This window comes from Streptomyces akebiae (assembly GCF_019599145.1).
GTDB classification, from domain to species: Bacteria; Actinomycetota; Actinomycetes; order Streptomycetales; family Streptomycetaceae; genus Streptomyces; species Streptomyces akebiae.
Map to the genome: position 1 here is coordinate 4947700 of NZ_CP080647.1, position 25085 is coordinate 4972784.

The following is a 25085-nucleotide window of genomic DNA, read 5'->3' on the forward strand; positions in this document are numbered from 1 at the left end:
CCCGAATCTCCACATTTCCGGCATCGCGCCCGGCGGGCTCGCCCCCTCCCGTGCCCCGTTCAGCCTGATTAGTGGCGGTTGGCACTTCATATGAATGCAGGGGTCGGCTTCGGGCACCGGGCTCCGTCGCCACGGCAGGACATCAGGGAGAAGAGGGACGTGGTGAAGCGAAGAACACCGGGGGGTGTGGGTCTGGCCCTGGCCGTCACGGCGACGCTGGTGGTCGGACTGGCCGGTGAGGCGGCAGGCGCCGCACCCGGCACCAGTGGCACCGCGGACGGCAGGGCACCCGGCGACGGCAACGTGACCGTCCGGGTCGTCAACGACGTGGACCTGGACGGAACGTACGACCACGGTGTGGAGAAGGGCCGGGCCGGTGTGCGGGTCACGCTCACCGACGACCACGGCACCGTGGAGACCCAGACCACCAACGTGTACGGCGTCGTCTGGTTCCAGCCGGCGGCCTCGGCGCTGCGCGGCGGCAAGTACCGCGTCCAGGTCTACAACCCCGACTCCCGCACCCTGCAGCCCGCCGTCGCGGGCCTCGGCACGGGACCGGGCGTCATGCGCAGCAGCGTCGGTTTCGTCGATGTCTCCGGGGGCCGGAGCACGACGTACACGACCGGCTTCTGGGAGCCGGGGGTCTACTGCCAGGAGAACCCGGACCTGGTGACCTGCAACCTGACGAAGGGTGACGCGCCCGACACCCACAAGGGTCTGGTGCGGTTCTCGGGGAACTTCTCCGACACCCACCCCGGGGGCACCGTCACCCGGCTGACCAACAACCAGCAGCAGGGGGCCGTGTTCGGCATCGGCAACGACCGGACCGGCAACACGTACATGGGCACGCTGGTCAAGCGGCACGCCGCGTACGGACCGGCGGGCGCGACCAACACCATCTACCGCCGCAACAGCGCCTCCGGGGTGAGTACCTTCGTCACCCTGCCGGGCCTGCTGACCGAGCACGACGAGGCCGACGACTGGCTGCGCGACAACCCGGTCTACAGCAGGGTCGGCCGGGAGGGCATCGGCGACGTCGACGTCTCCGGTGACGGCCACACCCTCTACGCGGTCAGCCTCAACGACTCCCGGCTCTACGCCGTGCCGATCCGCGGCACCGGCGACGGGGTCTACCCGGGCACCTACCGCTCGCACGTCATCCCCCGGCCGGAGGAGTGCGCCGGCCACTGGCACCCGTACGGCATCGGGGTGCGCGGCGGCCGAGTGCTCGTCGGCGGGGTGTGCGGCGCGGAGAACACCGTCACCAGGAGCGCCCCGTGGGGCGACCCCTCCCAGGTCACCTCGCACGTCTACGAGTTCACCCGGGGTTCGTTCCGCCCGCTGTTCCGGACGGCGATGAACTACCCGCGCGGCTGCGCGTACCGGTTCACCGGGCCGCCCGCGACCGCCCCCCGCTGCAGCAAGCCCTCCACCGTCGGCAGCCCGCTGAGCGCCATGTGGGAGGCGTGGAACCAGCGCGTTCCCACACCCGGCCGCCTCTCCTTCGTCTCCGCGCCGCAGCCGATCCTGTCCAACATCGAGATCGCCGACAACGGCGACCTGATCCTCGGCTTCCGTGACCGGTTCGCCGACATGCAGGGCACGGCGACCTACCCCTTCAACGCCCACCGGACCACTCCCAAGGTCAGGGCCGTCGCCGCCGGTGACGTGCTGCGGGTGTGCGTGTCCGGTACGACGTACACGCTGGAGAACAACGCCCGGTGCGACGGGCTCTACGGCGCGCTCCCCCACAACGACGAGGGGCCGGGCCACGGCGAGTTCTACGCCGACTCGACCAGGCTCGCGGACACCCACGAGGACCAGGTCACCCAGGGCGGCACGGCCCTCCTGCCGTACCGGAACAAGCTGTGGAGCACGGTCCACTCCCCGTTCGACGAGCACCCCTGGGAGCAGGGCGTCCGCCGCTGGAACGCCACCAAGGGCAAGACCGAGGGCAACCTCCTGGTCCAGCGGACCTGGAGTGCCGACGCCGCGCAGCGCGCCATGCTGTTCGGCGAGGGCAACGGCCTCGCCGACCTGGAGCTGATCTGCGACCGGGCACCCGTCCAGGTCGGCAACCGCGTCTGGTTCGACACCGACGGCGACGGCATCCAGGACCCGTCCGAGCCGCCGGTCAAGGGCGTGAAGGTGACGCTCGACCCGACGTCGTCGTCCGGCCCCGACCTGGTGACGTACACCGACGCGAGCGGCGAGTACTACGTCGGCAGCCAGAACCGGGGCGGGCTGCGGCCGAACACCACCTACCGGGTCTCCTTCGACTACAGCGGCGTCGACACGAACGCGCTGCCGGGCCGTCCGAGCCGCGCCTCACTCAAGTGGACGGTCAAGGGCGCCGGTTACAACCGTGCGATCGACTCCGACGTCGACGCCCACGGCCGGACCACGGTCCGGGTCGGCGACCCCGGCCATGTGAACCACACGGTCGACGCCGGTCTCACCCAGTCGGTGCGGCTGACGCTGCTGAAGCTCGACAAGAAGAGCGCCAAGCCCCTGCCCGGCGCGGTGTTCGAGCTGTGGCAGGACACCAACGGGGTCCGCGGCCTGCAGCGCCACGGCCTGAGGAAGGACCGGTTCGTCAACGACTGCGCCACCTCCCGCACCGGCCGCTGCTCCTTCGGCTCGCTCCTGCCCGGCACCTACCACCTGGTGGAGACGGACGTCCCCGAGGGCTACCTCAAGCCGAGGCGTCCGGTCACCGGGCCGTACGTCCTCACCCCGAGGAACGCCTCCCAGGGCTACGGGCTGTTGGTGAAGCTCCTCAACGCGCGGGGCGAGACCTGCAAGGGCAGGAAGTGCTGACGCCGGTGCCCGTTCGGCCCAGCAGGACGTCTCCGGGGCGTGCCGGATGCCGTATCTCTGGGAGGGGGTTCGGCGAATGAGCGAGTACCGGAGGCCGCGTTGACACGACGAAGGACACGGAAGGCCGGCAGGACACAGAAGAGCCGGATACGTGTGGTCGCGGTGCTGTCGTCCGCCCTGCTGGGCTGGACGGCGGCACCCGCCGCCGCATCGGCGCCCGCCGCGTCGACGCCTGCCGCTTCGGCGCCTGCCGCTTCGGCGCCCGCGGCGGAGTGCACGGCGCGGACCGGCCCCTACCAGTGGGACCTGGAGCGCCATCTCAAGCTCCCGGCGGACGGCCGGCAGTCCACCGCCGACTGCGTGGCGATCCGCGCCTTCCAGCAACGTACGGGCGTGAAGCCGGCCGACGGCTACGCGGGCCTCGCCACGTACCGCACGATGCTGGTGGTGCAGGCCCGCGCCAACCCGAACGCGGCCGGGAAGTGTCCGGTGCGGACGTACCAGGTGACGTGCGTGGACCTCGACCGGCAGCTGGTGTGGGTGCAGCGGGGGAAGCAGGTGATCTACGCGCCGGTTCCCGCGCGTACCGGCAGGGACGGTGAGGAGACCCGTACCGGCTGGCACACGGTCTACTGGAAGAACCGCGACCACTTCTCCGACCTGTACGACAACGCGCCGATGCCCTTCGCCCAGTTCTTCAACGACGGCCAGGCCTTCCACGGCGTCCTCGACGACCTCTTCCGCGGCGGCTCCCACGGCTGTGTGAACCTCCGCTACGCCGACGCCGAACGCCTGTGGCGCGTCATGCACGAGGACGACGCGGTGTACATCTGGGGCGCCAAGCCGGGCACCTGGCGCTCGATGAGCCCGCCGGTCAGCCGTGGATGACCGAGGCGGTCCAGGTGGTGACGTGGGCCGTGGCCGCCCGGTCCGTGAGGACGGGCTTGTCGACTCGGACGCCCTACGGAGTCAATGCGAACATGTCGGTCTGAGCGGAGGGGCCCGCAGCGGGCCCCTCCTTCGCCGTCCCACCACGACATACCGCAGGAGGAGTTGACGGATGAGACGCCCGTCGAGGCGTGCCCGGATCGCGATCGGGACGGCCATGGGCGCGGCGGTGGTCGCCGTACCGCTCGTGGCCCGGGAGGTCTCCTCACCCGCCCTGGACCTACGGCCGGCCGCCCGTGCCGAGGACCCGGCCTGCGCCCGGATCGCCGACCGCTACCCCGACCGGATCGCGGGCGAGTCCCGCGACCCGGTCTCCGTCGCCGGCGTGGCCTCCTGGGGCAACGGTGGCGTGGTGCTGCGCTGCGGCCTGGAACCGCCCGCCGAGACCCCCGACCCGTGCGTCGAGGTCGACGGCGTCGACTGGGTGTTCCGGGAGGACCGCTCCGCCGGCTCCGGATACCGCATCCTCATCACCTACGGCCGGGACCCCGCCGTACAGGCCTTCGTCGACGACCGGATCACGGCGATCGACGGTGTCCTGGTGGACCTCAGCGACGTGGTGAGGCCGATCGAGCGGACGCCGGACGACGTGTGCGTGGCCACTGCCGACGCCGCCGCGCGCTGACGGACTCCGGCGCGGCCGACACGGTGTCGAACCCGCGTCAGACCACGCGGGGACCACCGCTCAGGCGACCCGAGGGGGCCGTCGGGACGAGGCGGTCGTAGCGCCAGGCGCACAGCCCGAGAGCCATCAGGAACTGCAGGTCGAGCAGGGCGACGGTCATCATCACGAAGGCCCAGTCCACCGCGTCGGCCGGCCCGTCACCCGCCCACAACCCGCTCGCCACCAGGGACAGCAGATACACGACCGCGTACACCGACGTGTCGATGGTCGCGGTGCGCCAGCGCGACAGCGCGGGAAGCGCCTTACGGACCACGGTCAGCACGGCCACCGCCACCAGCGGGAAGAGCGGTTCTGCCGGCCATTCCCCTCCGGCCCCCACGTTCAGCACGGCCACCCCCCACAGCCATGAGGGAAGGGTCACCACCGCCGCGTACTCGACCGCTCTGCGCCAAGGCGTGATCATCTGTACTCCTCGCATCCCCGTGCGTCACCGGCGGTCAACCGGTGACCACAGCAGTGTCCCAGCCGCCTCCACGGGGCCGATCGGCAGGCTGCCCAGGGCTGTTGCCTAAGCTGTACGGCGATGAAGACGAACCCCCGTGCGGCCCTGTGCGTGGTGCTGGCCGGGCTCGCGATGACGGGCTGCGCCACGCCGAAGCCGCTGCCGACCGACGTCGAACGGGCCGAACAGTCCGAACGGGCCGGCGGGTCAGCGCGGTCGGGGGAAGCTCGACTGGCCGGTGGGGGCGGGCTGTTCAAGAGCATCCCCGTCGGCGAGCGGCCCGCGGCGCCCGACTTCGCCGGCAGCACCGTCGACGGCGGATCCGTCCGGCTCTCCGACTACCGGGGTCAGGTCGTCGTCGTGAACGCCTGGGCCTCCACGTGCGGCCCCTGTCGCGTCGAGTCGCCCGATCTCGACCGTGCGCAGCGGAAGTTGAAGGCGCGTGACGTGCGGGTCCTGGGCGTCAGCACCGACGCGTCCCGGCCGAACGCCCTCGCCTTCCAGCGGGACCTCGACCTGTCCTACCCGAGCCTGCACGATCCCGGCGGCAAGCAGTTCCTGAAGCTGCCGAACGGCCTCGTGAACCCGGGGATCCTCCCCTTCACCCTCTTCGTCGACCGCGCGGGCCGGATCGCCGGGGCCGTGCAGAGCACGGTGTCGGAGGAGGACGTGCGGAGCGTGGTCACGCCGATGCTGGAGGAGTAGAGGCGGAGGCGGCGAGGGCTCCGGTGCGGCTGGTGGGGCGCCCCCGTGCCTCGTCCGAGGAGCCCTCCTCGGACGAGTTCTCGTCGGAGGGTGCCTTCGTGTCCTTCTTCTCCTGCTGCTGCTTCGGGTCCTTGTCCTGCTTCGGGTCCTTCTTCGGGTCCTTCTTCTCGTTCTTCTTCTCCGTCTGTTCCTTCAGGAGGGCCTGGAGGCGTTTGATGCCGGCCTGGGCGGCCTCCGTGGTGGCCGTGTCGTCGATGCCGTAGAGGCCGCCGTGGGTGAGGAGGGCCGCGGTGTCGCCGACGCGTACGGTGGCCAGGTCGAGGGTGAGGGCGCTGTCCTCGCCCTCCACGTCACCGCTGACGATCAGCCGCAGGCCCTGGCGGGCGTCACCGAGGTTGCCGGGCAGTTCGACGGGGGCGACCTCGGCGCCGTACTCCCGCCCCTGGACCCCGGTGATGGTGAACTCCTCGCAGGTGCCGATGAGTTGACCGAGGCGGCGGAGCCGGGCGTCGACGTCGGCCTTGTCGTACGCGCCGACCTGGTAGCGCAGTTGGGCGCCGTACTCGTAGTCGTCGAAGCCGGTGACGGCCGTGCCGCCCTTGGGCTCGCCGAGGACGTCCTCGGCGTAGACCGCGTCGAGGAGTGCCTGGCACTCGGGGCGGTCGGTGCGGCCCTTGAGGAGGCCGTCCCGCCAGGTCGCCGCACCCTGGGTGCCGGACCAGGCGTCGCCGAGGTCGTCCTGGCGGAGCAGGGCGCTCCGGGCCCGGGCGTCGGTGAGTGCGGGGGTCGCCGGGGCGGTGGGGGAGGCGGAGGCCGTGGTCTCGTCGACGGAGGCGGCCTCGGGGAAGCCGCGGGGGTGCCCGGGGTCGTCCACGACGCAGGCCGCCGCCCCCGCGAGCATCCCTAGGGCCATGACCCGGGCGAGAACACGGTACGGACGACGCATGGCGGAGCCTCCCGAGAGCACGACGTTGCCGTTCCTACGCCAACACCGCTCGGGCCCGCCCACCAGCGGGACAAGGGCGTACGGGTGAGGTGGTCCCCCGGACGGCGGCAGGGCTTCTCGGGTACGTGGGCGCCCGGTCAGCCCCGGGGCGTGGGGGTGGGGGAGGGAGTGGGGGCCGTCGAGGGCGGGGTGGGGGTCGTGCCCCGGATCTCCACGGTCGCGCCCTTGTCGAGGCGGTCGTACAGCCAGCGGGCGTCCGTGGTGCGCAGGCCGATCCAGCCGGAGGTGGTGTCGTAGTTGCCGGGGGCCTTCTCGTTGTCGGAGAGGGCGGCGATCCAGACCGCGGTGGAGCCCGGGATCCGGGTCGGAGCTTCGCTCGTCCGCCCGTCCTCGCCGGTCCCGTCGGTCGGCTCGGGCGTGCCGGTCGGGTCGGTCCCGTCGGTCGGGTCGGTCCCGTCGGTCGCCGCAGCCTGGTCCGATTCGCCGGCGGCACCCGGCGCACCCGTAGTACCCGTGGCGCCCGTGGCGCCCGTCGTGACCGGGGCCAGTTCCAGGACCCACATCAGCTTCACGTCGTACTCGTCGTCGAAGCCGACCGTCGCCGCGTGGACGACCTTGACGTCGGCCTTGGCGGTGACGGTCATCCGGCCCGTCGGGGTCGGTGTCTCCAACCTGCCCGCCGAGATGGGCAGTTCGCGCCCGGAGACGGCGAGGACGCGGCGCGAGAGGTCCACCGTGGCGTCGGGGGCGTCGGCCGTCGCACTGGGCGGGACGCTCGCGGCCGTGGCGGGGCTCTGCTCGGTGCCGTGCGAGACGGCGTTCAGGGTGAGGACCGCTGCCAGGCCCGCCGCCGCGCAGCCGCCCGCGACCGCGGCCGTCGTACGGCGCCGCCGACGACGACGTCCGGCGGTGGCGCGGACCTCGGCGCCGGACCCGGGCGGCGGGGACTCGGCGGTCGCGGCCAACTCGCGCAGCCGGACGGTGAGTTCATCGGACACGGCCGTCCTCCTTCGCACCCTTGCCGGGGCCCAGTTCGCGCGCCAGCGCCGCCCGGCCTCGGGACAGCCGGGCCTTGACCGTGCCCACGGGGGCACCGGTCTCGGAGGCTACCTCCTCGACACTCAAGTCGCACAGATGGTGCAGAACCACTGCCATCCGCTGGGCCTCCGGAATCCTGCGCAACGCCTCGACCAGCACCGCTCGCTCGGGATCGGGTCCCGGCGCGTGCTCCGGGGGCGGATCGCGACGCACCAGCTCCAGCCAGCGGCGCGCCCGGCGCCACCGGCTCACCGCGAGCCGCATCGCCACCGTCCTGATCCACGCCTCGGGCGCCCCTTCCGCGAGGAAGTCCCGCCGCCGGTCCCAGGCCCGTACGAAGGCCTCCTGCACCACGTCCTGCGCCTCGCCGTGGTCCCCGGTGAAGGCGTAGAGCTGGCCGGTCAGACGAGGGAACGCGGTGGCGTAGAACGCGTCGAACTCTTCCTCGGTCATGCCCCCGCCGTTGTCCGAAGTCCCGTGCATCGCCATGCAACCCGGTCGCCCCCGTCGTGCGTACAGGTCCCGAACGTACGCCGCAGCCCATCGAAACACATCGCCGTAGGCAACTGGGGGGAGACCATGGCCAAGGGGAGCAGGACCACGGGGAACAGGGGCAGGAGGAGCGAGGCCGGGGCCGGAGGGAGTCGGCTCGGCGGGAGCGGGGCCGGGAGGAGCCGGGGTGCCGGCGCGAAGCCGCGTCGGCGTCTCGTGCACGTGATCGCCGCGACGGCCGCGTGCGCGGTCGCGTTCGCGCTCACGGGCTGCGCGGGGAGCGGGGAGGGAGTGCGGGTCGAGGGTCCGAGCGAGATACCGAGATCCCAGGCCGAGGCGGACGCGCAAGGGGACGCGCAGGGGGACGCGCAGGGGAAGAACCTGAACGCGGGGGCCCGTCCCGCGCCGCTGCCGGCCTTCGACGGCGTGCGGGTGAACATCGCCGAGGGACAGACCGTGGGCGTCGGCATGCCGATATCCGTCACCTTCGCCCTCCCGGTCCCCGCAGCCGAACGCGCTGCGGTGGAAAGGCAGTTGAGGGTCACCATGGACGTCGACGCCGAAGGCTCCTGGAGCTGGGTCAAGGACCGTACCCTCGCGGACGGGCAGCGCGTCGACTTCCGCCCGCGCACCTACTGGCAGCCCGGCACGAAGGTCACCGTCGAGGTCGGCGCGGGCCTCACCCGGCACTTCACCATCGGCCGCTCGCTGATCGCCACGGTCGACGTCCGCCGCCACACCATGACCGTCGAGAAGGACGGCCGCACCCAGCGCGTCCCGATCACCGCGGGCGCGCCCGGCATGGAGACCTGGAACGGCACGATGGTCGTCTCCGACAAGCAGCGCCAGGTGTTCATGGACTCCCGCACGGTCGGCTACGGCGAGGAGTACGCCGACTGGTACTCCTACGCCGTCCACCTCACCGCCTCCGGCACCTACCTCCACGAGAACCCGAAGGCCACCACGTACGCGGGCCGGCAGAACGTCACCCACGGCTGCGTGGGCCTCGCGGACGACGGCACGGCGAAACGGTTCTACGACCAGGTCATCCCGGGGGACGTGGTGAAGGTGACCGGCTCGAAGGAGACCGTGGCCGTCGGGAACGGCTACGGCGACTGGAACCTGAGCTGGGAGCGGTGGCAGGAGGGCAGCGCACTGGGTCGAGGTGCCTGAGAGAAACCGCCGAGAGAGGGCCGCCGGGAGGGAGCCGGAAGAAAATGTCCCGCCGGTGTCATCCGTCCCGTAGGCCTCCCGGGTTTCAGGAGTGTCAGACCAAGCACCTGGACCAACACACCTTTGGGGGTCGTCCGTTCATGACCATGGCACGGATGCACACACTCGTCGCCGCCGCAGCGCTGACCACGCTGCTGGCGGGGGCGTCTACGACGTCGTACGCCGCCTCGCGGGGGGAGGCGGCGCACGGCGCCGGTACGACGGTGGCGGTGGCGGAGGCCGCTGCCGCTTCGGCGGTGGCCAGGAAGGCGCCGACTCCGCGCATCGTCCAGGCCGGTGAACACGTCGTCGCCGCGCCGGGATTCGAGTTCTGGATGACGGAGGAGGGCAAGCACTGGCTGGAGCCGGACCTGCCCGACTTCCCGCAGTTCCGGAGCGTCGTCGACGGCAACATCGACCGGAGCCGGCCCGGAGTGTCGCTCCAGGCGTCCGCCTTCGAGGGGCGTTACTACCTCTCCGGCGTCTATTACGGGGGCAAGGGAACCGCCTCCCGCGTGGCGGTGCGGACGAGCACGGGCACGGTCCACGGCCAACTGATCGAGCTGCCGGGCAAGCCGGGCTGGGGCGTCTGGTACGCCATCGCCGACCTGCCCGCGGTGGACGACGGGCAGGAGTTCCTGCGCGGCGTGACCGTCCTCGACACCAAGGGCGGCGTCTACTCCCAGCTGCGCCTGCGCTGACCCGCCGTGCGGTGCGGGAGCGGGCGTGACCGTCCCGCTCCCGCACCGCCCGCTCCCCTTTCCTGTCCCGTTGTCGTTCCCGTTCCTGTTCCCGATCCCGAGGACCGTCGCCCGTGCCGCAGGAGAAACCCGGAGCACCGGAGGCCGGCGACTTCGCCGCGTACGCCACCGCCGCCTGGCCCCGTCTGGTGCGCACCGCGCACATGCTGACCGGCGACTTCCACGAGGCCGAGGACCTCGTGCAGACCACCCTGGCGAAGGTGTACGCCCGCTGGCGGCGCATACCCCGCGACGACGTCGACTTCTACGTACGGCGCTCGCTGGTGAACAACAACATCAGCCGCGTACGGAAGAGACGCGTGGCGCACCTGCTGACCCCGTTCCTGCCCGAGCGGGTGCACGAGCGGCACGCCGGGCACGCCGAGTCGATCGCCCAACGGGTCGCCGTCACACAGGCGTTGGCCGCGCTGTCGGCCCGGCAGCGGTCCGTGCTGGTGCTCCGCTACTGGGAGGACCTCAGCGAGAGCGAGATCGCCCAGCTGCTGGGCTGCTCGCTCGGCACGGTCAAGACCCATGTGCGCCGGGGGCTGCAAGCGCTGCGCGCCCACCCCGAGTTCGCCGACGCGGCCCACGCGGACCGCCGCGGCCACGGCTCCGTCCCCTCCCTCCCGTTCGTCCCGGCGCCACCCTCACCCGTCCCCGGAGCCCGCCCATGAACCACCCGACCTCCGGGACCGGCCCGGACACCGCAGCGAAAACAGGCACAGAAACAGAAGCGGAAGCGGAAGCGGAAGCAGGGACGGGGGTAGAGGCAGGAATCGGCGACACCGGGCGGCGGCTGCGTGCGGCGTTCGCCGAGGCCGCGTACCAGCTCACGCCTCCGCCCGTACCGCTGGAGGCCATCGAGCGGGAGGGCCGCAGCCGTCGGCGACGACGCCGGGTCGCCGCGCTGAGCACGGGCTGCGGGCTGCTGCTGCTCCCGCTGGTGGCGGTGGTGGCCCTTCGCCCCGACGGCCCTTCGGCCACGGTGCGGCCCATGGCCCCGCCGAACCCGAAGCCGAGCGCCTCCGCCTCGCCGCCGCCCACACGTCTCTCCACCCCCGTGACCGGGCTGGTGCGGGTCGTCGAGCCGGGCGAGAAGGTGCGCATCGGCGACGGCACCCGGATCTGGCTGACGGAGGAGGGCAAGTACGGGGACACGCCCGGCGTCTCCGAGGTACCCGAGTTCCGCAGCGTGGTCGACGGCAACATCGACATGAGCCGGCCCGGTGTCTCGGTGCAGGAGACCCCGCGGGGCCCCGAGAAGGTCTTCCTCACCGGCGTGTACCACGGCGGCCCGACCGTGGCGGCCGGCGTACGGATCGAGCTGTACGACGGCAGGATCTTCGACGGCACGGTCGTCCGGCTGGCCCGCAACAAGGAGTGGGGCGGCTGGTACCTGCTCGCGACCGTCGGGGAGGGCGTCTCGAACCCCGAGCACCTGCGGGGCATCACCCGCAAGGTCACGGTGTACGACAAGGACGGCGGCGTGGTCGCCTCGCAGGACCTCGGCTGAGCCCACGGGCACGGGGTCACCGCTTCTCGTACGGGTTCTCCGGCTCTGCCGCCCGCCGCACCGAAGCGGCGTCCAGGACCGGGGGCCAGGCCTCGCCCGATGCCGGCGCTCCCTCGGGTGCCAGGTGCCGGTGACGGTGACCCCGGTGTCGGCGGCCGGGCGTCGGCGCCCCGGATCTCGACCCTGTAGGGGCTGGCGTCGGCGGCGCGGCAGGAGACGAGGAGCCGGACGGTATGGAGCGGGGCTGTGCGGTGGACCGGAATCGTCAAAGAGGCGGCTGTGCGGGCGCCGGGCCGAGCGTCGTGGTGCCGGGGGCCGTGCGGTGGCCGAGGCCCGTGCGGTAGGCGTCGAGGGCGGCCTCGACGCGGCCGGTGCGGCGGTACAGGTCCCCGAGCAAGCGGCACAGGTCGGCCAGGTCACCGGCGGCACCGGCCCGCTCCAGCAGGCTCAGCGCCCGTACGTAGTGCTCCTCGGCGGCGTCCGCGTCCCGCCGGTCCTCGGCGATGATGCCGAGCAGACGGTGCGCGGCGGCGGAGTGCAGGGCGCCGCGTTCGGAGCTGAGGTCGCTGAGGACCTCGTGGAGCAGTTCGGCGGCCTCCTCGGACTTGCCCCGGCGGTGCAGCACGTCGGCGAGTTCGACGGCTACCTGGCTGGTGTAGAGGGCGGCACGCTTGGCGGAGAGCATCCGGCGGGCCTCGCGCAGTTCCTCCTCGGCGCGGGCGTAGTCGCCGTTCTGGGCGTGGAGGTAGCCGCGCATCCAGTGGCAGTTGGCCAGCTCGGTGCGGATCTGAAGCTGCCGGTAGAGCTCGGAGGCCTTGGCGAGGGACGCGTCGGCCTCGGCGATCCGCCCCTCGGCGATCATCGCCCGGGCGACCGAGCGGTGCATACGGGCGACGAGAGCCGGGTCACCGGACTGCGGGGCGAGCGCGAGGGCCAGCTCGGCGGCCTGGGCGGCGCGGGCGTGGGCGCCCATGTCCATGTAGGGGGCGATGACACCCGTGTAGAGGAGGAGCAGGGCGTCGGGGTCGTGCATGCCGTTGCGGTTGAGCTCGTCGAGCGTCGACTCGTACAGATAGCAGGAGTAGCGGAGTTCACCGGCGAGGTAGTGGGCGGTCGCGCGGCCGCGCAGGGCGGGGACACGGGCCGGCAGCGTGGCGTCGCCGAGCCGCTGCTCGGCCTGCTCGAACCGCAGTTGGGCGGTCTCCAGGTCACCGGTCTCCAGGGCGCATTCACCGAGGCCGAGCAGCGCGTCGGCCTGCTCGGCGACGAGGCCGTACTCCTCCGCCTCCGCCAGGACGACCGTGAACCCCTCGGCGGCGGCCTCGCCGGCACCGCTGGCGAGCGTGCGCTGGGCGCCGGTCAGCCGGAGCCGCAGCTCGGTGGCGAAGCCTGCGGGGCGTCCGGTGGCGAGTTCGTCGTAGCCGATGCCGAGCCGTTCGGCGATATGCCGCAGCGCGGGTTCCGAGGCCCGTACCCGGCCGGCCTCCAGGGTCGAGATGTACGCCGGGGTGTACGCCGGTTCCGCCAACTGCCGCTGTGTGAGGCCCCGTTCCGTCCGCAGTTGCTGCACTCTGCGCCCGATGACCTCGGGGTCGTCACGCTCGGCCATGCCTGCCATGACGTAAGCATGCCAGTAACCCCGCTTACACCGGCCTTTTTGCCCAACTCCCCAACGTCCTCTTGCCGTTGGCAGGCCAAAGCCTTACGTTAAGTGACGCGTTAAGTGCGCTTAACTCACCCGGTCAGCCGCAGGGAGGTCCCCGTGATCCGAGACCTGCTCACCCGCCACGCCCGCTCCGTCGCCGCCGCGCTCCTCGCGATCACCGCACTGATGACGGCGGCCAACGCGTTCCCCCGCTGACAGGGGTCGGTCGCCCTCCGTCGGCTCAGAACTCGGCGGTGTCCAGGTCGAAGCCGAGGGGCGAGGGCAGGGGAACGGCAAGACCCATCTTGTGCTGGGCGCCCTTGGCGTACTCGTCGCCGGAGGGCTCCGAGTACACGGTCACCTGCCCCTCCTCCCGGTCGATGAGGAGGTAGACGGGGATGCCCGCGCGGGCGTAGCCACGGATCTTCTTCTCGCGGTCGTGGATGGCCGTGCTGTCGGAGGTGACCTCGGCGACGAGCAGGACGGGGGAGGGGTCGTGCCACTCCTCCTGGTCGCCGAAGCTTCCCTTGGGAGCGATGACCAGGTCAGGCACGACATGACCTGTCGCGGAGGAGCCGGGGACGGTCAGGCCGATGCCGGTGAAGTTCCGCAGCGAGTCATCGTGGACTTTCCGGCCGACCTGATGGTTGACCTCCGACACAATCTCCTCGTGCTCCCCGTTGGCCGGAGGTGTCACGCAGATCTCCCCTTCGATCAGCTCCACGCGCCAGCCCTCGGGGGCCGCCGCACTGAACAACTCGAAGGCCTGCTCCACGCTTACGCCGCCCATACGCAAGGGCTCCTCGTACTCGCCGTCAGGGTCGTCATAGGGACCGTAAATGTACTCGCCCTGGTACCCCGGCATGATGATCGGCTCCGCCGTCGGCATGACAGACCTCCGTTCGCTCAGCGCGACCCTCTCAGCGTAGGCCGGAAGCCTGCACCGGGATCCGAAGCCATTCACTCGAACGAGCGTGCTGTTACGTTTCTCTGCGGAGCGTCGCCGTCGGCCAGGGCCGCCGCCGTCGCGCGTGCTCGCGCATGGTCGGGCGGGTGCCGTGGGCCAGCCGGGCGGCGCTGCTGGGGGCTGCTCGGGTACGCCCCTCAGCCGCACACCCGTCGGTACGGGGCGTCCGGTACGTACGTGTCCCACTCGCCCCTCGTCAGGTCCTCCTCACCGGCACGGGCGCAGACGTGGACGACGGTGCGGGCCGGGGCGACGGTGTGGCGGTGGAGGGGGACGTGACCGCCGCCCGCGAAGAGGGTCGCGTTGTCGGGGCTGAAGGCGAGTGAGGCGATGCGCTCGCCGGGGGAGGGGAGCGGGCCGCCCAGGGGCTGTTGGGTGGAGGTGTCCCAGAGCTGGACGGTGCCGGCGTCGCCGCCGACGGCGAGGGTGTGGCCGTCGGGACTGAGGGCGAGGGCGCTGACCGCCTCCGGGGTGTCGCCGAGCGGGGCCGGGAAGACGTTGCGCAGGACACCGGCCCGGCGGCGCAGGTCGCCGTCCCACAGGGCGACCCGGCCGGTGCGGTCGCCGGCCGCCACGCGGCTCCCGTCCGGGCTGAACGCCAGCGCGCTGACGTGGTCCCCCTGGACGAGGTCCAGCGCGACGCTGCGTCCGGTGCCACCGCGGGCCACCCGGTTGTCCCCGACGACCAGTTCGTCGCGGGGGCTGAGCGCGAGGCGGGTGCCGGCCAGGCCCCGCCCGGTGGGGGTGTCGGTGCGGCTGCCGGTCCCCGTGTCCCACTGCTCGTCGCTCGGCTCGCCGTCGGCCGAGGTACGGGTGGTGAAGAGGGTGCGGCCGTCGGAGGTCAGGGCCAGCGCCGTCACCTCCGTGCCGGACCGGGTACGGCCCAGGTCCAGCACGCTCTGTTCGCGGTTCCGGGTGACATTCCAGACGGTGAACCACTGCGGCGCGGCCCGCACACCGGGTCCGGTCACCCCGTAGGCGAACCTGCCGCCGTCGGGACTGAACGCCATCCGGGGGACGACGTCGGCCGGGGCGAGCCGCTCGGAGGAGCCGACCGGCGACTCGTCGGAGGGCGGTGGCGAGGGAGTCGGCACCGACGGCAGGGTGCGGATCAGGCGGCCGTCGCGAGTGGCGCGGAGTTCGAAACGGAATCCGACGCCACTGCCCTCGCGGCTCGCCTTGCCGGCGCCGCTTCCTCCATCACCCCGGCTCCCGGTGCCGGTCGGCGTGCCAGGGGCCGTCCGTGTGGCTGTGGCGAACAGGCGGCCGTCCGGGCTCAGCAGCACCCCGTCCACGGGGCGGTCGCGCCAGGCCGTGGTGACGGTGGTCGTCAGATCGAGGGTGTGGGCGGTGCCGCCCTCCAGGTAGCGCAGGACGGGAGCTCCCGGGTCCCAGGCGAGGCCGCCGCGCAGCTGCTGGTTGTTGAGGGGGTGCCGGAGGACGGGGGCGGCCGGTGACGACAGCCGCCACACCCGGATCTCGTCGGCGGAACCGGCGGTCGCCAGGAAGCCGCCGTCCCGGCTGAACGCGGCGTAGCGCACGCCGGGGTCATGGAGTTCGGCCACCCGGTCACCGGTAGCGGCGTCCCACACCCGTACCTCGCCGTCGCCCACGACCGCGAAGCGGCCGTCCGCGCCGAAGACCACCGCCGAGTCGACGCCGCAGACCCCGCGCGCCCGTTCCCACGAGCCGCGCACCACCCGCCGCCCGTGCACCTCCAGAACACGCGGCGCCTTCCCGGCCGGACACACGACCACCCGCCGGTCGTCCCCACTGGGCGCCACGTTCTCCGGAGTGGCCCCCCGCGCCTCGAACAACACGGCCCCGTCCACAACGGACCGCACCTGCACCCGCCCGCCCGCAGAACCCACAGACCCGGCAGACCCGGCAGACCCGGCAGACCCGGCAGACCCGGCAGACCCGGCAGACCCGGCAGGCCCGGCAGGCCCGGCAGCGACACCCTCCCCCACGACATAACTCCGCCCGCTCGCCCCGAACGCGATCTCCTCCCCGCCGGACGGCAGGGGCGCACCCCCGGTCCACCGGTCGGCGCGCACGTCCCACAGCCGGACGCCTCCGTGCCCGTATCCGCCACCACTCCCACCACCGCTCCCCTCCCCACTCCCGTCCCCGGACCCGGTCGTCGTCGAGATGGCGAGGACGCGGGCGTCCGGGCCCGCGGCCAGGACCTCGCCGGACGGGAGGCGGCCGGAGGCGGTGGCGCGGCGGGTGCCGAGGTTCCAGGTCTGCCAGGTGCGGTCGTCGACGCTGAGGAGGGTGCGGCCGGAGTCGGCGAGGAACCGCTGGGAGGAGTAGCCGGATGCGGGGTCGCTGAAGGCGTCCACCTCCGGCTGGGCGAGGGAGCCGAGGAGGGCGCGTCGGGTCTCCGGGAGCGGGGCGATGCGCCAGGCGGCGACGCCGAGGAGGAGCGCGGCGCGCGGGTCGGTGGTGCGCAGGCCGTCCGCGACGGCGGCGACCCGGCGCGCGGTGTTCTGGGTGCGCTGGAGCAGGTTGTCGTCGCGCTGCCGCCAGGCAGCGAGCCCCGCGACGAGCGCCACCGCGAGGACCGCGGAGAGCGCGCCCACCAGGGTCCGGGAGCGGCGCGTGGTGCGGGCGGCGGCCCGCCGCTCGGCCTCCCGGGCGTCGAACGCGGCCGTGAGGAAGGCCCGTTCGACCTCGGTGAGCGCGAGGTCGCCGACATGGCCGGGGAACACCTCCTCCGCCCGGGCCAGCCGGGTCCCCCGGTAGAGGGTGCCGTGGTCGCGGTCGTGCTCCAGCCACGCGCGGGCGGCCTCGGTGAGCTGTCGGTGGTGGCGCAGCCGTTCGCGGTCCTGGTCGATCCAGCCGTGCAGCCGGGGCCAGCAGCCGATCAGCGACTCGTGGGCGAGGCGGACACCCTCCTCGTCGACGGTCAACAGCCGGGCGCGGGCGAGCCGTTCGGCGACCACGGGGATGTCGGGGTGGGGGCACTCCGAGAGCTCGTCCCGGGTCAGCGGGCGCCCGGTGTCGACGGTGCCCCGGCCCGGTTCGACCAGCCGCAGCAGCAACTGCCGGGCGGCCGTGGCCTGGGACGGGGACAGTTCCCCGTACACGGCCTCCGCGCTGGCCGCGATCGCGGCGTTGAGGCCGCCGGCCGCCTCGTACGCGGCGGTCGTCAGCATGCGGCCCCGGCGGCGGCGCCAGGTCTCCAGCAGGGCGTGCGACAGCATGGGCAGCGCGCCGGGCCGGCCCTGGACCTCCTCGACGACGGTCGCGGCGAGGGAACGTTCCACCAGCAGTCCGGCCGCCTGCGCGGGCCTTACCACCACCTCACGCAGTTCGTCGGCGGTCATCGGGCCGACGGCCAGTCCGGCGTGGCGCAGCACCTCCGCGAGGCCGGGGTGTTCGGCGCAGCGGGCGTGGAAGTCGGCGCGCACGGCGATGAGGACCCGGAGCCGGGAGTCCGGGTCGCGGGCGGTCAGCAGCAGGTCGAGGAAGCGGGCGCGCTCCGTCTCGTCCCGGCAGAGCGTGAACACCTCCTCGAACTGGTCGACCACGACCCAGCTGTCCGGCTCGCCGTCGGCCACGGTCAGCAGATGCCCGTACGTCTCCGCCGGGCGGGCGCCCGGGGTGAACACCCGCAGCACGGAGACGCACTCGCGTCCGGCGATCCGTTCGCGCAGCCGGGGCAGGAACCCGGCGCGCAGCAGGGACGACTTGCCGCTGCCGGAGGCGCCGAAGACGGCCGCGACGCGGTGGGCGTCGACCAGGTCGTCCAACTCCTGCACCAGCCGGTCGCGGCCGAAGAACAGCGCGTGGTCGTCGGGTTCGAAGCGGGCGAGGCCCCGGTACGGCGCCGGGTGGTCCCCGCAGTCCTCGACGACGGCGGCGCCGGCCTCGTCCTCGGCCTCCTTCCAGCGCGGCTCCCACTCGGCCGGGTCGCCGCCGCAGGCCCGGACGTAGCCCTGGACGACGGCGAGGGAGGGCAGCCGTTCGCCGGCCGCCGCCTGGGAGAGGGTCGTCGCGGAGAAGCCCGCGTCCTCGGCCATCGCCCGGTAGGACGGGCTGCCCGCGGCGCGGCGCAACTCCCGCAGTTCGTGGGCGAGGCGCTGCACGGGCCCGGCCCCCGGGTCCACCGGTCGTTCGGGACGCCCCACAGGTTCACCCACTTCCGTTCAAGCGGCGATCACCATACGTACGCAGGTTGACACGCGTAACCCTGAGCGCGCGAAGTGTGGTGCTGATGACAGGGGCCGTACGTCCGGTCGAACAACTCGGGAGCCTTGTCTTCGAGTTGATTGCCCCTGTCGAAGTAGGTGCCGATCAATTCTCCGCTTGTCAGCCTCGGTCCCGCAGAGCCGGATCACCGGCGTCCCCCACGCTGAGCCGAGTGGAGTGAAACCGCTGATGTCCCACGCTACGAAGAGGTCCACGGAGTCCGTGCGATCGCGCCTCGGCCGCCTCGGCAGGGCCGCGGCGGTCGCGGGCACCGCCGTCGCCCTGACCATCGGGTTCACCGGCAGCGCGCACGCGGCCGTGCTGACCCCGCTGAACGAGAGCACGACCTCTTTCCAGAAGACGTTCCAGCCGGTCTTCGACTACGACTCCGACAGCTGCTTCCCGGCTGCGGCGATCAATGCGAGCGGCACTCTCAACGGCGGCCTCGACGACAGCGGGCCGGTCACCGGCCAGTGCCGCTCGGGCCACCTCGGCAAGGCCAACACGTACTCGCGGGTGAAGTGCAACAACGGGTGGTGCGGCATCGTCTACACCCTGTACTTCGAGAAGGACATGAGCTGCGCCGACTGCACCGCCACCTCGCACCGGCACGACTGGGAGGCCTCGGTGGTCTGGGTGCGGCAGGGTGCGAGCACGCCGGAGTACGTGTCCGTCTCCGCGCACGGCGGCTACTCCACCACCACGTTCGCCTCGGTCCCGAAGGACGGGGTCCGGCTGAAGGTCGTCTACCACAAGGACGGCGCGCTCACCCACGCCTTCCGCTTCGCCAAGTCCGGTGAGACGGCGGAGGCCTGGGGCAACGGCGGCTGGGACTTCCCGGGGCTGGTCAGCTGGAACAGCTACCCGGGCACGAGCAACACGTGGACGGCGGACCTCCAGACCCGTATGCAGAACGCCACCTGGGGCGACGCCAACTTCCCGCTGAAGGACGGCCGCTTCACCACCGAGCTGAGCCGCGCCAAGCCCGCGGGCATCGCCTTCGACCCGAACGGCGCGGGCTGACCCGTCTGCGCGACGGCGACGGCAGCCGCAGTGGCGGCGCACAGGAACGACGACGACGGCGGCGCCCGGCTCTCGATCGAGGGCCGGGCGCCGCCGCCGTCATGCGTGGTGTCCAGGGGTGTTCAGATGGTGTCCAGGTGGTGTTCAGCTCTCGGTGCTCGCCGTGTCCGCCCGCTCGCGGGAGCCGGCCTGGTGGCCGATGGTCCCCTCCCGGCTCGCCCGGTACGCCGCCACGCTGCCCCGGGCCTGGACGGTCTCCCGCTCCACCGTGGTCAGCATCCGCTCCCAGCGCTGCCGCATCGGTCCGATCAGGCCGCCGCCGACACCGACGACGAGGATGCCGGCGACGGTGCCGAGCGCCGCGTAGAGGACCGGCCGGGTGACGTCCTGGGCGATGCCGGCCTGGCCGAGCGCGGCGATGCCGCCGAGGCCGACGACGCAGGCCCAGACGGCGGTGGCGAGGGCGCGGCCGTAGGAGAGGGAGGCGAGCGCGCCCCCGACGATCCGGCGCACCGCGCCCGCGACGGCCATCGCGACGACCACGAGGACCACGGCGACGACGGCGCGCGGCAGCCAGCCCACGATGTCGCCGATCAGCGCGCTGACGGGGTTCGGACCGAAGACGCCCAGCGCGAACTGCAGGGTCATCAGCATCAGCGCGTAGTAGACGATCCGGCGGAGGATGCCGGTCAGGTCGTACGAGGAGTCCCGCAGCAGCCGAGACGTTCCGGCACGTTCGGAGAGGCGCTCGGAGCCGACCTTGCGCAGGACGCGGTCGACGACACGGGAGACCAGTTTCGCGACGAACCAGCCGACGACCAGGATGACGAGGAAGGCGACGAGTTGCGGTACGAACTGCGCGACCTTGGACCAGGCGTCGTTCAAGCCCCGGGTGAAGTCGACGGACAGGTCGACGGACAGGCTGACCATGGGTGGTTCTCCCCTTCGCGGGTACGTCGGATACGTCCCCTCCCCTTGTGGATAGCAGTGGGCCGACCGGGTGACGGCGCGCTCAGGGCCGTTCGGGTGACCGCGCGCGGGGTGCGCGGAGGGCGCGTGCGCCGGAGTGGACGTCCGTCCCGTAAAGGCGTTGAGTTCCCTACCACCCCCTGTGACCCTCTTGTCAGAGGCATGACTTAGTCTTCGCTCACGCGTCACACGCGCCGCACAGGTCGAACACACCGGCCCCGCGCGACGACGCGCCCACTTCTTTCGTTCCGGGGGGTTCGAAACCTGTGCGTATGCGCACTCTTCCGGCTGCCACCGCGCTGGCAGTCCTGTTCAGCTCGGCCGCGCTCGCGGTCGCGCCGGTGGCGTCCGCCGACACCACCAAGCCCATCGCGCTGTCGGACTGGGCGGACGACACCGTCGTCGACGGCACCCACCAGCACGTCTTCTTCTCCGACCCGTACGGCAACCGTGTCGTCGTCGCCGACTACCGGGGCGACGTCGTCGCCACGATCGCCGGTCTGACCGGCGTGCGCGACCTCGAACTGAGCCCGGACGGGAGCACGCTGTACGCCGCGCTCCCGGACGCCGACAAGATCGTCGCCATCGACACCGAGTACTTCACGCAGCGCGCGGAGTACCCGACCGGCGAGAACAGCGAGCCCTCCCGGCTGGCCCTCGCCGACGGCAAGCTGTACTTCGGCTGGGGCCGCGACTGGGACTCCGGGCTCGGCGCGGTCGACCTGACCGCCGAGACGCCGACGGTGAGCCTGGACCTCGCGGCCGGCCACGACTGGTCCGACCCGCCGAAGCTCTACGCGGACCCCGACAACCCGGGCACCCTGCTGGCCCTCGACGACAGCATCAGCTCCGCCCCGATCGTCGTCTACGACACCACCTCCGGCACACCGGTGATCCGCGCCTCCGCCGAGAAGGGCGGCTTCTACAAGGACGCCGTCCTCACCCCGGACGGCCAGTCGGTCGTCGTGGCGGGGCCGGGCAACAACGCGCTGACCGAGTACCGGCTCTCCGACCTGGAGCAGGTGCGCACCTACCCGGTGCCCTCCGAGCCGCAGACGGTCTCGGTGGCCCCGGACGGCACGGTCGCGGCCACCGTCCTCGACACCGACGACACCGGTGACACCTACGTCTTCAGCGGCGGCGCGGCCCAGCCGCCCAGCGTGCGCAACCTCTCGCACAGCTGGATGCCGTTCAACGGTCACTACCTGAGCTGGTCGCACGACGGCGCCAAGCTGTTCGTGCTGAGCGGGTCGGGCGCGAACATCGAGTTCCACGCGCTCGACGAGCCCCGCAAGTACGCCGGCACGCTCACCGTGAGCGCCCCGGCCACCGCCACCCGCGCCAAGTCGCTCACGGTCTCCGGCAAGCTCACCTCGGGCCTCGCGCTGCCCGCCGGCACCCCGCTCACGGTCACCCGTACCGACATGGAGTCCCCGAAGGGCAAGTCGCTCGGCACCAAGACGCTGGGCACCGGCGGCAAGTTCTCCTTCACGGACACCCCGCCGGCCGGCGGCAAGGTCACCTACAAGGTGTCGTACGCGGGCGACGCACAGCACACCGCCGCGTCCGCCTCCGACACCGTCGAGGTCTCCCGGGCGACGCCGACGCTGACGCTGGACAAGAACCGCAAGACGTACGCGTACGGCGCGGACGTGAAGTTCACCGCGCACCTCGGCACGACCTACAAGAACCGCAAGGTCGAGATCTGGGCCGACCCCTACGGCTCGGACAGGCCGAACAAGCTGGTGAAGTCGGGGACGGTCAACTCGAACGGCAACCTGTCGGTCACCGTCGACCTCAAGCGGGACACCAAGCTCTCGGTGAAGTTCGCGGGCGACGCGCGCTACAAGGCGAAGACGGTCACCAACACCGTCTACACCAAGGTCGCCATCTCGTCGTCGATCTCGGGCCACTACAAGACCCGGACGGCCTGGGGCCAGAAGTACCACTACATCCACAAGTCCAAGGACCCGGTCCTGAAGACCACGATGTCGTACTACCCGGAGCGCAAGCAGCGGCTCCAGCTGCAGTTCCACTACGACGGCGCCTGGCGGGACTGGGGCACCGACTACTTCCCCCTCGGCACGGCGGGCAAGTCCGACGTGACCCTCACCGGCACGCCCACCACCAACGTCCGCCTCCGCTTCCGCTCGGAGTACCACGACACGACATCCGGCGACAACGTCAACACCACGACGTACGGGGCCTGGAAGTACTTCATCTACACCAGCTAGCACGCGGGGTCGCCCCCGGCCGGGGGCGATCTCCACACCCGGTGGCCCGCGACGTCCGACGCCGCGGGCCACCGGTGTGTCACGACGGCGGACGTACCGGCGGCGCGCGCCGCCGGCGAGTCGTGGGGAACGAGCGGTTCCGTATGGTCCCGAAAGAACTCTCCCTTACCTGCGGGTACGTGTGACGATACGACCCTGTTCGAACTTGAGACCTCAACTTGGGGTCACGGTCGCAAAGGAACAGGACATGACCACGCCTGTGCCCGCCGCCTCTTCAACAGTCCCGCCCGCCGGTTCGGCGGGGCGACTGCTCGTCGTGGACGACGAGGAGGGGATCCGCTCCATGCTCACCATGGCGTTGGAGTTCCTCGGCCATCAGGTGACCGCCGCCGCGACGGGACGCCAGGCGCTGCAGGCCGTCACCCGGTACGACCCCGACCTGATCCTCCTCGACGTCAACCTCCCCGACCTGAACGGTTTCGAGGTCTGCCGGACCCTGCGCGACCGGGGCAACGCGGTGCCCGTGCTGTTCCTCACCGGCCTCGGCGGCGTCGACGACCGGGTGCGCGGCCTGGACATGGGCGGGGACGACTTCGTGACGAAACCGTTCGAGCTGAAGGAGGTCGCCGCCCGCGTCCGCGCCCTGCTGCGCCGGGCCGGTGGCGGCCACCCCGACCGCAACCGCCTCCGCGCCGGCGCGGTCCAGCTCGACGCCGACGCCCACCAGGTCTGGGCCGACGGCCGCCCCGTCGACCTCACCACCACCGAGTTCGCCCTCCTGCGCTACCTCATGGAGAACCCCGGCCGCGTCCTGTCCCGGCGGCAGATCCAGGAACGCGTCTGGAACCACCGCGACGAGGGCTCCGGTGTCGTGGACACGTACATCTACTACCTGCGCCGCAAACTGGGCGAGCCGGGCCAGTCCCTCATACGAACGGTCAGAGGAGTGGGCTACCAACTGTGCGCCAACTGAACGACTTCAGTGGGTTCACCGGGCTGGGGGAGAACATCCGGGCGGTCGGGCTGCTCGCGTCGGACGACACGCGCTCCCGCCCCCTTCCCGGGCGTCCCCTGCCTCCTGTCGAGCAGCCGATCCGCCCCCACCGCACCGGCCGACGCACCGTCGGCTTCTGGCTGATCGCCACCATCGCCACGCTGGGCGCCGTCGCCGCACTCTCCGCCCACACCCTCGCCCACCACCTCACGGCCCGCACCGACCGGGAGATCACGAGAGCCAGCGGCTTCGACGGCGCGGTCGCCTTCGGCGGCCCCGGGAGGCAGGGGGCCGCTCCGGACGCATCGGCGACGTCAACGGCGTCCTCCCCTTCGGTCATCTTCCCGGTCCCGCCCCTCGACGAGAACGGTCTCGTCCTCGTCCTCGACGAGAAGGGCAGGGTCGTCGAGCGTCATCCCGGGTCCGCCGGCCTGCCCGCGTTCCCGGCGCTCACGCCCGCCCGGCTGAAGGCCTACGCGGCCCGGTCCTCACCCTCGGCGTTCGGGGAGAGCTACCGCGCGAAGGTGGTGCGCACGACGGGGACCGGCCGGAATCACGAGGGCGGCTACGTCGTCACCGCCAGATCCACCGCCGACGACCGGAAGGCGGTCGCCCACCTGCTCCAGGTCGAGACGGCCGCCGCGCTCCCCCTCCTGGCCACCGTCCTGCTCGGCGCCCGCCGCCTCGGTCGCCGTGAGGTCAGGGAGCGGCAGGACACCGAGCGGCGGCTGCGCGAGTTCATGGCGGCCGCCGGGCACGAACTGCGCAACCCGCTCACCACGATCTCCGGTTACGCCGAACTCGCCCGGGTCGGCGACCCCGCGTACGAACCGATGCGGCAGGAGGCGCTCGGCCGGATCACCACGGAGGTCGGCCGGATGGGCACGCTCATCGACGAGTTGGTGCTGCTGACCCGCCTGGACCTCGGCCAGCCCCTCCGCCTGACCTGCGTGGACCTGGCCCAGCTGTGCCGCGACGCGGTCTCCGCCGCCCGCGACTGCCACCCCGACCGTCCCGTACGGCTGTTGCTGGCCCCCGGCGACCACACGGTCACCGGTGACCCGTTGCGGCTGCACCAGCTGGTCGCCAACCTGCTGGCCAACGCCCGCGTGCACACGCCACCGGGAACGACGACCACGCTGGGGCTCGGCACGGAGGACGGTCACCGGGTGATCGAGGTGCTGGACGACGGCCCCGGCATCCCCGACGAACTCCGCGCCCGGCTCTTCGACCCCTTCGTACGCGGGGACGAGACGCGGGCCGCCGGCAGCGGGCTCGGCCTCAGCATCGTGTCGGCGATCGCGACAGCCCACGGAGGCGTGGTCACGCTGCAACCGTCCGAGCCGTCGCACCGGGGGGCCTGGTTCAGAGTCCGTATCCCGGCTCCGTGGTGAACCGACCGGCATAGCCCAACGGTTGTGGCAGGAGGAGGACTTTGCCAACGGATGGGGAGTTTCTGATCGACCTCTGATCCGGCTCCGATCCGTTCCGGAGCGACGACCGCTTAAGTGA

20 protein-coding genes are annotated in these 25085 nt (G+C 72.3%); 12 read left to right on the plus strand and 8 right to left on the minus strand.

The window, feature by feature from the left end; all coding sequences use genetic code 11:
- The first annotated feature begins 159 nt into the window (after window positions 1-159).
- From K1J60_RS21255 to K1J60_RS21265, 3 genes are all read left to right on the plus strand, one after another.
- Entirely contained in the window at window positions 160-2820 is a 2661-nt protein-coding gene (locus tag K1J60_RS21255; protein WP_259407844.1) for an SdrD B-like domain-containing protein, read from the plus strand.
- A 153-nt stretch (window positions 2821-2973) separates the two neighbouring features.
- Window positions 2974-3708, plus strand: a complete 735-nt coding sequence (locus tag K1J60_RS21260) for a L,D-transpeptidase family protein (RefSeq protein WP_220647585.1) — start codon at window positions 2974-2976, stop codon at window positions 3706-3708.
- 172 nt (window positions 3709-3880) lie between these two features.
- Window positions 3881-4393, plus strand: coding sequence for a DUF3515 family protein (locus tag K1J60_RS21265; RefSeq protein WP_220647586.1), 513 nt, complete (start codon window positions 3881-3883; stop codon window positions 4391-4393).
- A 37-nt stretch (window positions 4394-4430) separates the two neighbouring features.
- On the opposite strand, the gene K1J60_RS21270 is transcribed toward K1J60_RS21265, so the two are convergent.
- Complete coding sequence (locus K1J60_RS21270; protein WP_220647587.1) at window positions 4431-4856, minus strand: hypothetical protein; 426 nt, start codon at window positions 4854-4856, stop codon at window positions 4431-4433.
- A gap of 120 nt (window positions 4857-4976) precedes the next feature.
- Between K1J60_RS21270 and K1J60_RS21275 the strand changes: the two genes are divergently transcribed.
- A complete protein-coding gene (locus tag K1J60_RS21275) occupies window positions 4977-5600 on the plus strand; it encodes a TlpA family protein disulfide reductase (RefSeq protein WP_220647588.1) in 624 nt (207 codons plus the stop codon).
- Here the strand turns inward: K1J60_RS21275 and K1J60_RS21280 are convergent.
- The 3 genes from K1J60_RS21280 to K1J60_RS21290 form a co-directional block, all read right to left on the minus strand.
- Window positions 5578-6546, minus strand: coding sequence for a hypothetical protein (locus tag K1J60_RS21280; protein ID WP_220647589.1), 969 nt, complete (start codon window positions 6544-6546; stop codon window positions 5578-5580). The genes K1J60_RS21275 and K1J60_RS21280 overlap by 23 nt on opposite strands.
- Window positions 6547-6683: 137 nt before the next feature.
- Window positions 6684-7544, minus strand: a complete 861-nt coding sequence (locus tag K1J60_RS21285) for a L,D-transpeptidase family protein (RefSeq protein ID WP_220647590.1) — start codon at window positions 7542-7544, stop codon at window positions 6684-6686.
- Window positions 7534-8037 carry a SigE family RNA polymerase sigma factor gene (locus K1J60_RS21290; protein ID WP_033530790.1) on the minus strand — a complete coding sequence of 168 codons (504 nt, stop codon included), beginning with the start codon at window positions 8035-8037 and terminating at the stop codon, window positions 7534-7536. The genes K1J60_RS21285 and K1J60_RS21290 overlap by 11 nt, the downstream gene beginning before the upstream one ends.
- A gap of 261 nt (window positions 8038-8298) precedes the next feature.
- Between K1J60_RS21290 and K1J60_RS21295 the strand changes: the two genes are divergently transcribed.
- From K1J60_RS21295 to K1J60_RS21310, 4 genes are all read left to right on the plus strand, one after another.
- The gene (locus tag K1J60_RS21295) at window positions 8299-9249 is read left to right on the plus strand and encodes a L,D-transpeptidase (protein ID WP_259407845.1); all 951 of its coding nucleotides are present in this window, start codon (window positions 8299-8301) and stop codon (window positions 9247-9249) included.
- A 155-nt stretch (window positions 9250-9404) separates the two neighbouring features.
- The gene (locus K1J60_RS21300) at window positions 9405-9989 is read left to right on the plus strand and encodes a hypothetical protein (protein WP_259407846.1); all 585 of its coding nucleotides are present in this window, start codon (window positions 9405-9407) and stop codon (window positions 9987-9989) included.
- A gap of 113 nt (window positions 9990-10102) precedes the next feature.
- The gene (locus K1J60_RS21305; protein WP_220647593.1) at window positions 10103-10705 is read left to right on the plus strand and encodes a SigE family RNA polymerase sigma factor; all 603 of its coding nucleotides are present in this window, start codon (window positions 10103-10105) and stop codon (window positions 10703-10705) included.
- Complete coding sequence (locus tag K1J60_RS21310; RefSeq protein WP_220647594.1) at window positions 10702-11544, plus strand: hypothetical protein; 843 nt, start codon at window positions 10702-10704, stop codon at window positions 11542-11544. The genes K1J60_RS21305 and K1J60_RS21310 overlap by 4 nt, the downstream gene beginning before the upstream one ends.
- Window positions 11545-11809: 265 nt before the next feature.
- On the opposite strand, the gene K1J60_RS21315 is transcribed toward K1J60_RS21310, so the two are convergent.
- The 3 genes from K1J60_RS21315 to K1J60_RS21325 all read right to left on the minus strand — a co-directional run bounded on the left by K1J60_RS21315 (window position 11810) and on the right by K1J60_RS21325 (window position 18292).
- Entirely contained in the window at window positions 11810-13153 is a 1344-nt protein-coding gene (locus tag K1J60_RS21315) for a helix-turn-helix domain-containing protein (protein WP_220651605.1), read from the minus strand.
- Window positions 13154-13430: 277 nt separating this feature from the next.
- Window positions 13431-13979 (minus strand): Uma2 family endonuclease, encoded by a 549-nt coding sequence (locus K1J60_RS21320; protein ID WP_259408299.1) that lies wholly within the window; start codon window positions 13977-13979, stop codon window positions 13431-13433.
- A 314-nt stretch (window positions 13980-14293) separates the two neighbouring features.
- Window positions 14294-18292: an nSTAND1 domain-containing NTPase gene (locus K1J60_RS21325; protein WP_220651606.1), complete on the minus strand. Its 3999-nt coding sequence runs from the start codon at window positions 18290-18292 to the stop codon at window positions 14294-14296.
- Between the two features lie 283 nt (window positions 18293-18575).
- On the opposite strand from K1J60_RS21325, the gene K1J60_RS21330 reads away from it, so the two are divergent.
- Window positions 18576-19376, plus strand: a complete 801-nt coding sequence (locus K1J60_RS21330; RefSeq protein ID WP_259407847.1) for an NPP1 family protein — start codon at window positions 18576-18578, stop codon at window positions 19374-19376.
- Window positions 19377-19520: 144 nt separating this feature from the next.
- Here the strand turns inward: K1J60_RS21330 and K1J60_RS21335 are convergent, their stop codons facing one another.
- Window positions 19521-20306: a mechanosensitive ion channel family protein gene (locus K1J60_RS21335; RefSeq protein WP_220647597.1), complete on the minus strand. Its 786-nt coding sequence runs from the start codon at window positions 20304-20306 to the stop codon at window positions 19521-19523.
- A gap of 311 nt (window positions 20307-20617) precedes the next feature.
- Here K1J60_RS21335 and K1J60_RS21340 point away from each other — a divergent pair, with 311 nt between their 5' ends.
- The 3 genes from K1J60_RS21340 to K1J60_RS21350 all read left to right on the plus strand — a co-directional run bounded on the left by K1J60_RS21340 (window position 20618) and on the right by K1J60_RS21350 (window position 24967).
- Window positions 20618-22579, plus strand: coding sequence for a YncE family protein (locus tag K1J60_RS21340; protein WP_259407848.1), 1962 nt, complete (start codon window positions 20618-20620; stop codon window positions 22577-22579).
- 247 nt (window positions 22580-22826) lie between these two features.
- Window positions 22827-23552 (plus strand): response regulator transcription factor, encoded by a 726-nt coding sequence (locus K1J60_RS21345; protein WP_259407849.1) that lies wholly within the window; start codon window positions 22827-22829, stop codon window positions 23550-23552.
- Window positions 23540-24967, plus strand: coding sequence for a sensor histidine kinase (locus K1J60_RS21350; RefSeq protein WP_259407850.1), 1428 nt, complete (start codon window positions 23540-23542; stop codon window positions 24965-24967). The genes K1J60_RS21345 and K1J60_RS21350 overlap by 13 nt, the downstream gene beginning before the upstream one ends.
- The last annotated feature ends 118 nt before the right edge of the window (window positions 24968-25085 follow it).